The following is a 12,007-nucleotide window of genomic DNA, read 5'->3' as shown; positions in this document are numbered from 1 at the left end:
CCGGAGGCAAGGTCACGGCCGATGACTGAAGATTCGACCGATTTGTTTGACGACCTGTTCGCCCGCCGCGTCGTGCCCGTTCTGGTGCCGATGCCCGCCCCGAAACCATACTCCTATGCCGTGCCGGAGGGAATGGCTGTCGAGCCCGGATCGATCGTCCAGGTGCCGCTCGGACCCCGCCAGGTGTTGGGCGTGGTCTGGGACGGGATCGACGACGGCAGCGTCGATCCGAAAAAACTGAAGGCGATTACCCGTGCCTTCGATTGCCCGCCATTGGCAAAGGACATGCGGACTTTCCTCGATTGGGTGGCGACCTACACCGTCTCGCCGCCCGGACTTGTCGCGAGGATGGCCTTGAGGGCGCCGGCGGCATTCGATCCGGAACCGATGATCGAGGGCTTGCGGCTGACCGATATCCGGCCGGAACGGATGACGGCGGCGCGCGAAAGGGTGATCGCCACCGCCGATAACGGGTTTACCTGGACGCGGTCGGGTTTGGCGCACGCGGCCGGCACCTCGTCCAGCGTCATCGACGGGCTGACGGCGCAAGGGGTGTTTGAGACGGTGTTCATGCCGCCGCCGCCCGTGGTGGCATTACCCGATCCGGACTATACAGAGCATCGGCTTGAAGGGCCGCAGAAGCAGGCGGCGCTTGATCTGCTCGAAAGCGTCGATGCCGGCGGGTTCTCCGTCTCGCTGATCGACGGCATTACCGGTTCAGGCAAGACCGAGGTCTATTTCGAGGCGATCGCCGCGACCTTGAAGGCTGGAAAACAGGTGCTGATCCTCTTGCCGGAAATCGCCCTGACGGCGAGTTTCCTCGAACGTTTCCAGGACCGGTTCGGCTCGAAACCGGCCGAATGGCATTCGGATCTGGCGCCACGCACCCGTGAAAAGGTCTGGCGGCAGGTGACGGAGGGTGGCGTCAGGGTCGTGGCCGGTGCGCGCTCGGCGCTGTTCCTGCCGTTTGAAAGCCTTGGCCTGATCATTGTCGATGAGGAGCATGATCCCGCCTACAAGCAGGAAGACCGCGTCTTTTATAATGCGCGTGACATGGCGGTGGTGCGCGCCCGCATCGGCGAGTTTCCGATCGTGCTGGTGTCTGCGACGCCATCGGTTGAAAGCCGGGTCAATGGCGATCTTGGCCGTTACAATCCGATCCACCTGCCGACCCGGTTTGGCGACGCGGCACTGCCGGATCTCGGCCTCGTCGACATGCGCAAGCATCCGCCGGAGCGCGGCGGCTTCCTGTCACCCGTTCTGCTGCGCTATATCGGTAAGGCGGTGGAACGCGGCGAGCAGGCGCTGTTGTTTCTCAACCGGCGTGGATATGCGCCGCTGACGCTCTGCCGGGTCTGCGGCCATCGCTTCCAATGCCCGGATTGCTCCAGCTGGCTGGTCGAGCACCGGTTTCGCGGCCAAATCCAGTGCCACCATTGCGGCTATGCGGAAAAGACGCCGGAGAGCTGCCCGGAATGCGGCACGCTCGATCATCTGGTCGCCTGCGGGCCGGGCGTCGAGCGGATCGCCGAAGAGGTCGACCGGCATTTTCCCGATGCGCGCACCATCGTGCTCTCGTCCGACCTGATGGGCGTCAAGCGGCTGCGGCTGGAGCTGGAGGCCATCGCCAAGGGCGAGGCCGATATCGTCGTCGGCACGCAGCTGGTTGCCAAGGGACACAATTTTCCGATGATGACCTTCGTCGGCATCGTCGATGCCGATATCGGCCTTGCCAATGGCGATCCGCGCGCGGCCGAGCGGACATTCCAGCTTTTGAGCCAGGTGACGGGCCGGGCCGGGCGAACCGGCCTGAAGAGCCTCGGCCTTTTGCAAACCTACCAGCCGCAGCATCCGGTGATGCAGGCGATCGTCTCGGGCGATTCGGACGCCTTCTACGAACGCGAAATCAGCGAGCGGGAAAAGGCGCTTCTGCCCCCGTTCGGACGCCTTGCCTCGATTATCATCTCGGCTGATACCCGCGCCGATGCGGAAGGCCATGCCCGTGGCCTGCGGCAGGCCGCCCCCAAGGTCAGCGGCATCAGTATTCTGGGTCCGGCGGAGGCGCCGCTGGCGCTGATCCGCGGCCGCCACCGTTTCCGGCTGCTGGTCCACGGCCGCCGCAACAGCGACATGCAGGCCTTCGTCAAGACGATGATGGCCAACGGACCGAAGATGCGCGGCTCGGTGAGCGTGCAGCTGGATATCGATCCGCAGAGTTTTTTGTGAGGTTTTACCAATCCGGCTCAAGGGAAGGCGGGGTATCTCGGTTTCCGTCTGCCAACATCGCTGTTCGACTCTTCAAGTTCAAGGGAAGCGCGTTGAGGGCTGATCTTTGACGCTCAGATGCGGAAGGTGTGTTGCGGTTCAGGCATTATCCCTATTCGCATGGAATTTTCTCAAGGAGGGATAATAATAGCTACCTCAATATATTACGGAAAAAGTGGATGGTGATACGGGCGATTCTTCGGTTGGATTTCTGTGCTTTCAGGCCGAATCTGTCTGTGCGATAAGCGAATCGGCTGATCGAAAACGGGGAGATGGCATGGAGTTCTACATTCCGACAGAAACGGGGGAGTTCCTGGCGTTCTGTGCCGCCGTCGTCACGTCGCTGCTCGGGCTTGTCTTTCTGTTCGCGCCAGGCATCGCGTTTCGGGCTTTGGGGATCGATCTTCGCGAAGGCCGTCGTGGCGGGTATGCGGAGGCGCGCTCGACGATGGGGGGCTTTCATCTGGGGCTTGGTCTTGCAGCGCTGCTGCTTGCCCAGCCGATGGTGTATCTGGCGCTGGGGGCTGCGTTTGCGCTTGCGGCATTCGGGCGCATCCTGTCGATGCTATCGGATAGCGGCAATACGGTTGTGAACTGGTTGTATCTGGCCGTCCAGATCGCGCTTTCGGCTTTGCCCTTGGCCTATGTCTTTGGCTTCATTTAAGCCCCGTCTGCCAGGCCCTACAGCGCGGACCTCGCCAGCTCATACCCCATTTTTGTCAAAATTTGGCCAAACCGGGCGATCTTAAGCGCATTCGTGCCGTTCGCGTGTTGCGAGTCCAGATATCCTATGCTAGACGAACCGCGACTTGTGGGGGAAACAGGCCGCCCGGCCTGCATGTCCTTTAAAATATAGCAACAAATTCAAAGTGTTGGGTTTACGGTTCTCCGCAGACATCGCCTTTGAATTAAAATAAGAGAAGCTTGTGCCCGTGGCAGACACATCCCAGCTTATTTCCGGTGTTGCAGAAAGGTACGCGTCTTCGCTTTTCGATCTCGCATTGGAAGCGGGTTCGGTCGAGAGCGTCGGGGCGGATCTGGACAAGTTCCAGTCGCTGATCAACGAGAACGCCGATCTGAAGCGCCTTATCGTCAGCCCGATCTTTTCTGCCGACGACCAGTTCAAGGCCATTTCCGCGATCATCGCGAAGGCTGGAATTACGGGTCTGGTCGGCAACTTCCTGAAGGTGGTTGCTCGCAATCGCCGCCTGTTTGCAGTGCCTGGCATCGTCAAGTCCTATCGCGAAACCGCCGCCCGTCATCGTGGCGAAGTTTCTGCTGAAGTGACTTCGGCTCATGCCCTGTCGGCAGCGCAGCAGACTGAATTGAAGGCGGCGCTCAAGGGCGTCACCGGCAAAGACGTGACGCTCAACGTCACGGTTGAACCCTCTATTCTCGGTGGTCTGATCGTCAAGGTCGGGTCCCGCCAGATTGACACTTCCCTTCGCACAAAGCTTTCTAGCCTTAAGCTTGCACTGAAAGAGGTCGGCTGATGGATATCCGCGCCGCGGAAATTTCCGCAATTCTCAAAGATCAAATTAAAAACTTCGGCCAGGAGGCAGAAGTCTCCGAGGTTGGCCAGGTGCTTTCCGTCGGTGACGGTATTGCCCGCGTCTACGGTCTGGACAATGTCCAGGCCGGCGAGATGGTGGAATTCCCGGGTGGAATTCGCGGCATGGCGCTGAACCTTGAAGCCGACAATGTCGGTGTGGTTATCTTCGGTGCCGACCGTGGCATCAAGGAAGGCGACACCGTCAAGCGGACCGGCGCCATCGTCGACGTTCCGGTTGGTCCGGAACTGCTCGGCCGCGTCGTTGACGCGCTCGGCAATCCGATCGACGGCAAGGGCCCGATCAACGCAACGCGCCGTTCGCGCGTTGACGTCAAGGCCCCGGGCATCATCCCGCGCAAGTCGGTTCATGAGCCGATGTCGACAGGCCTCAAGGCCATCGACGCTCTGATCCCGGTCGGCCGCGGCCAGCGCGAGCTGGTCATCGGTGACCGCCAGACCGGCAAGACCGCCATCATTCTCGACACGATCCTCAACCAGAAGGCCATTCACGACAATGGTCCGGAAGCGGAAAAGTTGTATTGCGTCTATGTCGCCATCGGCCAGAAGCGTTCGACGGTTGCCCAGTTCGTCAAGGTGCTCGAAGAGCGCGGCGCACTGAAATACTCGATCATCGTTGCTGCAACGGCGTCCGATCCGGCTCCGATGCAGTATCTCGCACCGTTCGCCGGTTGCGCGATGGGCGAATATTTCCGCGACAACGGCATGCACGCCCTGATCGGTTACGACGATCTGTCCAAGCAGGCTGTGTCCTACCGCCAGATGTCGCTGCTGCTGCGCCGCCCGCCGGGCCGCGAAGCCTATCCAGGCGACGTTTTCTATCTGCATTCGCGTCTTCTTGAGCGCGCTGCAAAGCTTTCCGACGCCAACGGCGCTGGCTCGCTGACCGCACTGCCGGTCATCGAAACCCAGGGTAACGACGTTTCGGCGTTTATCCCGACCAACGTGATCTCGATCACCGACGGCCAGATCTTCCTTGAAACCGACCTGTTCTATCAGGGCATCCGCCCGGCTGTGAACGTCGGTCTGTCGGTTTCCCGCGTCGGTTCGGCCGCTCAGGTCAAGGCGATGAAGCAGGTTGCCGGCTCGATCAAGGGCGAGCTCGCCCAGTATCGCGAAATGGCCGCCTTTGCTCAGTTCGGTTCCGACCTCGACGCTGCGACGCAGCGCCTATTGAACCGTGGTGCGCGCCTGACCGAACTCCTGAAGCAGCCGCAGTTCTCGCCGCTGAAGACGGAAGAACAGGTCGCAGTCATCTTCGCCGGCGTGAACGGTTACCTCGACAAGATTGCCGTCAACAAGGTTGGCGCGTTCGAGCAGGGTCTGCTGTCGTACATGCGTTCCGAAGGCAAGGACATTCTTGAGGCTATCCGCAAGGACAAGGCAATCAGCGACGACGTCAAGGGCAAGCTCAAGTCTGCCATCGACACGTTTGCGAAATCCTTCGCCTGAACGGGTACCAGTTAGGACGGACAACGGATGCCTTCACTTAAGGATCTGAAAAACAGGATCGCCTCCGTCAAGGCGACGCAGAAGATCACCAAGGCGATGAAAATGGTCGCCGCGGCGAAGCTTCGGCGCGCGCAGGAGGCGGCCGAGGCTGCCCGGCCTTACTCGCAGCGGATGGCGATCGTTCTTGCGAACATCGCGGAAGCTGTGGGCACGGACGACAGTGCACCGCGCCTGATGACGGGCAATGGCCGCGACCAGACGCATCTGCTCGTGGTCTGCACGGCGGAACGCGGTCTTTGCGGCGGTTTCAACAGCCAGATCGCCCGTTTTGCCCGCGACCACGTGCGCAAGCTGTTGGCCGACGGCAAGACGGTGAAGATCATCTGCGTCGGCAAGAAGGGCTTCGATATCCTTCGCCGCGAATTCGCATCGCTGATCATCGACCGTGTCGATCTGCGCGAAGTCAAGCGGATCGGTTTCGATAATGCCGACCTGATCGGCAAGAAGGTCATCGGCCTGTTCGAAAAGGGCGAATTCGACGTCTGCACTCTGTTCTATTCGGAGTTCAAGTCGGTCATTTCGCAGGTTCCGACAGCGCTTCAGCTGATCCCGGCCGCTGCTCCTGCAGTCGCCAAGAGCGACGAAGCATCTGCTGCGGCGATCTACGAATACGAACCAGATGCGGGCGAGATCCTCAACGATCTCATCCCTCGCAACATTTCGGTGCAGGTTTTCCGGGCTTTGCTCGAAAATGTTGCGGGTGAAATGGGTGCCAAAATGAGCGCGATGGATAATGCCACGCGCAATGCCGGTGAAATGATCAACAAGCTGACGCTCTCCTACAATCGTCAGCGTCAGGCTCAGATCACCAAGGAACTCATTGAAATCATTTCGGGCGCGGAAGCGCTCTAAGGTTACGGAAAGAGGGTAAGGATTATGGCTAAGGCAGCTACCCCCAGTACAACAGCAGCGGCGGCGAAGCCGACAGCGGTGAAGGCAGCAGCGGAAAAGCCGGCAGCAGCAGCGAAGACCGTTGCAGCGAAGAAGGCACCGGCAGCCAAGGTGGTCTTGACGGCAACCGGCGCAGTCGGCCGCGTAACGCAGGTCATCGGCGCCGTCGTCGACGTGACCTTCGAAGAAGGCCAGCTGCCGCTGATCCTGAATGCGCTGGAAACCGACAACAACGGCAACCGCCTTGTTCTCGAAGTTGCCCAGCATCTCGGTGAAAACGCCGTTCGCACGATCGCCATGGACTCGACCGAAGGTCTGGTTCGCGGGCAGCCTGTGACCGACACCGGCGCTCCGATCACCGTTCCGGTTGGTCTGGAAACGCTCGGCCGCATCATGAACGTCATCGGCGAGCCGGTTGACGAAGCTGGTCCGCTGATCACCTCGGGCAAGCGCTCGATCCACCAGGAAGCACCGTCCTACGTCGAGCAGTCCACTGAAGCGCAGATCCTCGTCACCGGCATCAAGGTCGTCGATCTGCTCGCGCCTTACGCAAAGGGCGGCAAGATCGGCCTGTTCGGCGGCGCCGGCGTCGGCAAGACGGTTCTGATCATGGAACTGATCAACAACGTCGCCAAGGCGCACGGCGGTTACTCGGTGTTTGCAGGCGTGGGTGAACGCACCCGCGAAGGCAACGACCTTTACCACGAAATGATCGAATCCGGCGTGAACAAGCACGGTGGCGGCGAAGGCTCCAAGGCTGCCCTCGTTTACGGCCAGATGAACGAACCGCCGGGCGCCCGCGCGCGCGTCGCCCTGACCGGTCTGACGATCGCCGAACAGTTCCGTGACGAAGGCCAGGACGTTCTGTTCTTCGTCGACAACATCTTCCGCTTCACCCAGGCAGGTTCCGAAGTGTCGGCTCTTCTCGGCCGTATTCCTTCGGCTGTGGGCTATCAGCCGACACTCGCCACCGACATGGGCCAGATGCAGGAACGCATCACCACGACGACCAAGGGTTCGATCACCTCGGTTCAGGCCATCTACGTTCCGGCCGACGACTTGACCGACCCGGCACCGGCAACCTCGTTCGCCCACTTGGATGCAACGACCGTTCTGTCGCGCTCGATCGCTGAAAAGGGTATCTACCCGGCCGTTGACCCGCTCGACTCGACCTCGCGCATGCTCGACCCGATGGTTGTCGGTGAAGAGCACTACGAAGTGTCGCGCCGCGTCCAGACGACCTTGCAGCGCTACAAGTCGCTTCAGGACATCATCGCCATCCTGGGCATGGACGAACTGTCGGAAGAAGACAAGGTCGCGGTTGCCCGCGCCCGCAAGATCGAGCGCTTCCTGTCGCAGCCCTTCTTCGTGGCCGAAGTCTTTACCGGTGCGCCGGGCAAGCTGGTCGCTCTCGAAGACACGATCAAGGGCTTCAAGGGCCTGGTCAATGGCGAATACGATCATCTTCCGGAAGCTGCCTTCTACATGGTCGGTTCCATCGAGGAAGCGGTCGAAAAGGCCAAGCGCCTGGCTGCTGAAGCCGCTTAATGACTTTCGATCGGGGCGCCGCAACGGTGCCCCGATCGACAATCGCTGCGGCTGGCAAGGGCCTGGCCGCGCCGAACGGATTTTCTGCCGGGGTTTCTCGCCGGTAGCGCCAAAAGAAGCGAATGATCATGGCTGATTTCAATTTCGAACTCGTCTCCCCGGAGCGCCTGCTGTTGTCCGAGCGTGTCAGCGAAGTCGTGCTTCCGGCAACGGAAGGCGAAATGACCGTCATGGCCAACCATGCGCCGACGATGACGACGATCAAGCCGGGCGTCGTGAGCGTCAAGGCGATCGACGGCACGGTGACGCGTTACGTCGTGTTCGGCGGTTTCGCCGATATCCTGCCGACAGGCTGCACATTGCTTGCCGAATCCGCCGTTCCGGTCAGCGAAGTCGATGCCAAGCTGATCGAAAAGCGCATCGATGCAACGAAGTCGGAACTGGAAGACGGTTCGCACAGTGACGAGCACAAGACGCGCCTGGAGAGTTTCCTTGCCGAGCTGACACAGCTCAATGAGATTGTCGTCGCAGCCTGAAAAGGTCTGTGACGTGGCTTTCGAACCCCGCTCCGGCGGGGTTTTTTATTGTCTGGACTTTCTTGTGCAGGAGAGCGGGACTGTCGGCTTCGGCGGCACTGCCGGCGTCAACACCTTGATTTGATAAAAGCGCATATCCGCGAAAAGATTTTACATGCTCTGGTTTTGCGTTAGGTTGCCCCTTCGCAAAAAGAGTTCTGAAAATCTGGAACTGCAAGGTTCGACTCAAGACAAGAGGATGCGCATGTCTTCCAGGATCGTGCCGGTCATCATGGCTGGCGGCAAGGGGACGCGGTTGTGGCCGCTGTCGCGCTCGGCGGCGCCGAAACAATTTCTCCAGTTTCTTGGCGATCGTTCGCTGTTCCAGAAGACGCTGGAGCGGGTTTCCGATCAGGAGCTTTACACGCCGGCAGTGGTTGTCACCAATGCCGAATTCCGCTTCATCGTTGCCGAGCAGGCCCGGGCGCTCGACGCACCGCTGTCGAGCATCCTTCTGGAGCCTGTTGCCCGCAATACCGCGCCGGCACTCGCAGCCGCCGCCTTCGTGGTTTTGCGCGATCATGGCGACACCGCCGTCATGCAGGTACTGGCTTCCGATCACGAGATCGATGCGGGCCCGCATTATTTCGACTGCATCCGCATCGCGCAGGAAACGGCACAGACGGGCAAGCTGGTGACCTTCGGCATCGAGCCGACGGAACCGGCGACCGGCTATGGCTATATCGAAATGGGGGACGATCTCGAAACGGGCGCAAAAACCGTTGCCCGGTTCGTCGAGAAGCCAGACCGGGAGCGGGCGGAGGAGCTTCTGGCAAGCGGCCGTTATCTCTGGAACTCCGGGATGTTCATGCTGCCCGTCGGCCAGTTGCTGGCGGAAATCCTGCGTTATGCGCCTGCCGTCTACGATGCAGCCCAGCGGGCAATCCAAAGTGCAGAGCGGGATCTTGATTTCGACCGTCTCGACGAGGCGGCCTTCTCGCAGGCACCGGATATTTCCGTCGATTACGCGGTGTTCGAGAACACGGAGCATGCAGCTGTCGTGCCGTCATCCTTCAGCTGGTCGGACCTCGGCAGCTGGGACAGCGTCTGGGCGATCGGGGACAAGGATGCGGACGGCAATGTCGTCGGCCAGAAGGCAACGGTCTCCAATACCCGCAACTCGCTGATACTGTCGCGCGATATCCATCTCGCCGTGCAGGGTCTGGATGATGTCGCCGTCATCGCCAGCGAGGACGCGGTTTATGTCGGGCGGATGGAGGACAGCCAGAATGTCGGGCAGATCGTAAAGCAGCTGGCATTGTCGGCGAAAACGAAAAGGCTGACGGAAAACCATCCGACATCCTATCGCCCCTGGGGTGCAGTGGCATCGGTGCTGAGCGGCGAGCGTTTCGAGGTCAAGCGGCTGCATGTGACGCCCGGCTGCAAGATCTCGCTGCAGAAGCATCATCACCGCTCCGAGCACTGGATCGTCGTGCGCGGCACGGCAGAGATTATGATCGACGGCGAGACGCGCCTGCTGCACGAAAACGAGTCTGTTTATATCCCGCAAGGCGTCGTCCACCGGCTGACCAATCCGGGCAAAATCCCGCTGGAGCTGATCGAGGTGCAGACCGGCTCCTATCTGGAGGATGACGATATCATCCGGCTGGATGACGAGTTTGGGCGGACGTAAGGTCTCAGGATTGCTTTCTTCTCTTCTCCCCTGCGGGGAGAAGAGGGAGCTACACTTTGCGCCCGGAAATCTTCCCTCTTGTTGTCCCCAACAGCAATAGCGTCAGCAATCCAATGATGGAGCTGACGCAAAAATGCCCGGGATAGTAAAATCCCGGGCATTGCGGTCTAACGTCATTTATCGCAGCAGATCAGCCGGCCAGTTTGTCGGCATAGGCGCGCTGTTCGTAGTGGTGGCCGAAGCGGCTCTTGAGGAAGGCGTCGAGGCCGATTTCTTCCTGGCGGATGAAGCCCTTGGCCGGCAGTTCGCCCTTGGCCAGCATGTCGAGAACGGCGCAGATGCTGGATGCCGTGGTGATCTGGATGGCGCTCATCATGCGGCCGGCAACGACGGCGCTGTAGACCTTGTTGGCGTAGGTTTCCTGCACCAGGCGGCCTTCCTTGCGGCCGGAGACCGTAACGAAGATGATGACGACGTCCTGCATGGTCGACGGCAGCGAATTTTCGAAGATGTCCTTCAGAACTTCGCGGCGGTGGCGCAGGCCAAGATCGTTCAACAGGGCCTTCATGATCGCGGCGTGGCCGGGATAGCGGATGGTGCGGTAGTTGAGCGTGCGAACCTTGCCCTTCAGCGTTTCGCACAGCGTGCCGAGGCCGCCGGAGGTGTTGAAGGCTTCATAGGTGACGCCGTCGAGCGAGAATTCTTCGCGTTCTTCAAGCGCCGGAACTTCGATCAGATGGCCTTCGACGATGGCTTCGCAGGGTTCGATATATTCGTTGATGACGCCATCCGTACTCCAGGTCAGGTTGTAGTTCAGAGCGTTGGACGGATACTGCGGCAGGGCGCCGACGCGCATGCGCACGCTGTCGAGCGTGTCGAAGCGGCTGGCGAGATCATTGGCAACGATGGAGATGAAACCCGGTGCCAGGCCGCATTGCGGGATGAAGGCGGTATTGGCGGTTTCGGCGATCGCCTTGACGTGACGGGTGGATTCGACGTCTTCGGTCAAGTCGAGATAGTGCACGCCGGCCTTGGAGGCGGCTTCGGCAATGGCGATCGTCAGGTGGAACGGTGCGGCGCTGAGGACGGCGAATTTGCCGGTCAAAAGGGACACCATGGCGGCGCTGTCGGAGATGTCGATTTCAGCGACCGAAATGGCGTCGTGCTTTTCGATCATGGCGAGCTGTTCGGCACTGCGATCGGCCAGCGTGACCTGATAATCGCCGGAATGGGCGAGAAGGCGGGCGATGGTCGAGCCGATCTTGCCGGCGCCGATGACAACGATATTTTTCATGGTGGGTCCCCCGAATGAATCTGTCTGTACCTCCATTGTCTGATTTCTACCGGTTGATATGAAGCGCTGATCTGATAAAAATGCCGTCGAATAATCGGCATAATGCCGATAAGGATGATCATAATGACGTTAGCGGACAAGGACCGGCAACTCCTCGCCATTCTCAGCGAGAATGCCCGCATGCCGACGGCGCTTTTGGCGCGCAAACTCGGCCTTTCGCGCACGACGGTGCAGGCAAAGCTCGAGCGGCTGGAGCGCGACGGCATCATTGCCGGCTACGGCGTGCGGCTGTCGGATGATTTTGAGAAGGGGCTGATCAAGGCGCATGTGCTGATCACGCTTGCCGCCAAGGCGCTGGGGCGAGTAACGCAGGACCTGCACGATATCGAGGATGTGCGGACGCTGCATTCGGTCAGCGGCAGTTTCGATCTGATCGCCGTTGTCGCCGCGTCATCGATCAGCGAACTCGATCTGGTCATCGACCGGATTGGCGAGATCGACGGGGTTGAAAAGACGCTGTCGTCGATCATTCTGTCGACGCGGATCAATCGGTGATTTTCAGTCGAGGAGGTGCGCCTAAAGGCCCCTCACCCTAAACCCTTGTAACTTCCCTTCTTCCGCATTTGGCGCTGTAATGCCAGTTGCGGTGGCGGATGGAAGACCGTCGCACCTTTGGGACACCAAGCCCGTGGGAGAGCAAGGGTCTCCGTCCGCCGTTC

General features: G+C 60.3%; 10 protein-coding genes. 9 read left to right on the top strand and 1 reads right to left on the bottom strand.

From position 1 onward, the window contains the following. Positions 1 to 21 precede the first annotated feature (21 nt). From ACP7BS_RS25770 to ACP7BS_RS25735, 8 genes are all read left to right on the top strand, one after another. Entirely contained in the window at positions 22 to 2,226 is a 2,205-nt protein-coding gene (locus tag ACP7BS_RS25770; protein WP_426240362.1) for a primosomal protein N', read from the top strand. Between the two features lie 316 nt (positions 2,227 to 2,542). Then, the gene (locus ACP7BS_RS25765; RefSeq protein ID WP_426240361.1) at positions 2,543 to 2,929 is read left to right on the top strand and encodes a DUF4345 domain-containing protein; all 387 of its coding nucleotides are present in this window, start codon (positions 2,543 to 2,545) and stop codon (positions 2,927 to 2,929) included. A 262-nt stretch (positions 2,930 to 3,191) separates the two neighbouring features. After that, complete coding sequence (locus ACP7BS_RS25760; protein WP_426233673.1) at positions 3,192 to 3,758, top strand: F0F1 ATP synthase subunit delta; 567 nt, start codon at positions 3,192 to 3,194, stop codon at positions 3,756 to 3,758. Further along, on the top strand, positions 3,758 to 5,287 hold the full coding sequence (gene atpA, locus ACP7BS_RS25755) for a F0F1 ATP synthase subunit alpha (RefSeq protein ID WP_113313884.1): 1,530 nt from the start codon (positions 3,758 to 3,760) through the stop codon (positions 5,285 to 5,287). Before ACP7BS_RS25760 ends, atpA begins: the two co-directional genes overlap by 1 nt. A gap of 27 nt (positions 5,288 to 5,314) precedes the next feature. After that, the gene (locus ACP7BS_RS25750) at positions 5,315 to 6,199 is read left to right on the top strand and encodes a F0F1 ATP synthase subunit gamma (RefSeq protein WP_426240360.1); all 885 of its coding nucleotides are present in this window, start codon (positions 5,315 to 5,317) and stop codon (positions 6,197 to 6,199) included. Positions 6,200 to 6,223: 24 nt separating this feature from the next. Continuing rightward, entirely contained in the window at positions 6,224 to 7,786 is a 1,563-nt protein-coding gene (gene atpD / locus ACP7BS_RS25745) for a F0F1 ATP synthase subunit beta (protein ID WP_426240359.1), read from the top strand. Positions 7,787 to 7,914: 128 nt separating this feature from the next. Further along, positions 7,915 to 8,322: a F0F1 ATP synthase subunit epsilon gene (locus ACP7BS_RS25740; protein WP_426233680.1), complete on the top strand. Its 408-nt coding sequence runs from the start codon at positions 7,915 to 7,917 to the stop codon at positions 8,320 to 8,322. 244 nt (positions 8,323 to 8,566) lie between these two features. Beyond that, positions 8,567 to 9,994 carry a mannose-1-phosphate guanylyltransferase/mannose-6-phosphate isomerase gene (locus ACP7BS_RS25735; RefSeq protein ID WP_426240358.1) on the top strand — a complete coding sequence of 476 codons (1,428 nt, stop codon included), beginning with the start codon at positions 8,567 to 8,569 and terminating at the stop codon, positions 9,992 to 9,994. A 190-nt stretch (positions 9,995 to 10,184) separates the two neighbouring features. Here ACP7BS_RS25735 and ACP7BS_RS25730 read toward each other — a convergent pair whose 3' ends face one another. Next, a complete protein-coding gene (locus tag ACP7BS_RS25730; protein ID WP_426240357.1) occupies positions 10,185 to 11,324 on the bottom strand; it encodes a saccharopine dehydrogenase C-terminal domain-containing protein in 1,140 nt (379 codons plus the stop codon). Positions 11,325 to 11,411: 87 nt separating this feature from the next. On the opposite strand from ACP7BS_RS25730, the gene ACP7BS_RS25725 reads away from it, so the two are divergent. Further along, positions 11,412 to 11,843: an Lrp/AsnC family transcriptional regulator gene (locus tag ACP7BS_RS25725; RefSeq protein ID WP_426233686.1), complete on the top strand. Its 432-nt coding sequence runs from the start codon at positions 11,412 to 11,414 to the stop codon at positions 11,841 to 11,843. The last annotated feature ends 164 nt before the right edge of the window (positions 11,844 to 12,007 follow it).

The sequence above is a fragment of the Pararhizobium sp. DWP1-1-3 genome (assembly GCF_049896125.1).
GTDB lineage: Bacteria > Pseudomonadota > Alphaproteobacteria > Rhizobiales > Rhizobiaceae > Pararhizobium.
The sequence above is the reverse complement of the archived record's forward strand: the minus strand, read 5'-3'. Positions and strand labels throughout refer to the sequence as shown.

Excerpts from the sequence above, each read along its gene's own strand:
- ACP7BS_RS25750 (WP_426240360.1), top strand. The coding sequence starts at position 5,315 with ATGCCTTCACTTAAGGATCTGAAAAACAGGATCGCCTCCGTCAAGGCG.
- ACP7BS_RS25735 (WP_426240358.1), top strand. The coding sequence starts at position 8,567 with ATGTCTTCCAGGATCGTGCCGGTCATCATGGCTGGCGGCAAGGGGACG.
- ACP7BS_RS25725 (WP_426233686.1), top strand. The coding sequence starts at position 11,412 with ATGACGTTAGCGGACAAGGACCGGCAACTCCTCGCCATTCTCAGCGAG.
- atpA (WP_113313884.1), top strand. The coding sequence starts at position 3,758 with ATGGATATCCGCGCCGCGGAAATTTCCGCAATTCTCAAAGATCAAATT.
- ACP7BS_RS25770 (WP_426240362.1), top strand. The coding sequence starts at position 22 with ATGACTGAAGATTCGACCGATTTGTTTGACGACCTGTTCGCCCGCCGC.
- atpD (WP_426240359.1), top strand. The coding sequence starts at position 6,224 with ATGGCTAAGGCAGCTACCCCCAGTACAACAGCAGCGGCGGCGAAGCCG.
- ACP7BS_RS25765 (WP_426240361.1), top strand. The coding sequence starts at position 2,543 with ATGGAGTTCTACATTCCGACAGAAACGGGGGAGTTCCTGGCGTTCTGT.
- ACP7BS_RS25740 (WP_426233680.1), top strand. The coding sequence starts at position 7,915 with ATGGCTGATTTCAATTTCGAACTCGTCTCCCCGGAGCGCCTGCTGTTG.
- ACP7BS_RS25730 (WP_426240357.1), bottom strand. The coding sequence starts at position 11,324 with ATGGAGGTACAGACAGATTCATTCGGGGGACCCACCATGAAAAATATC.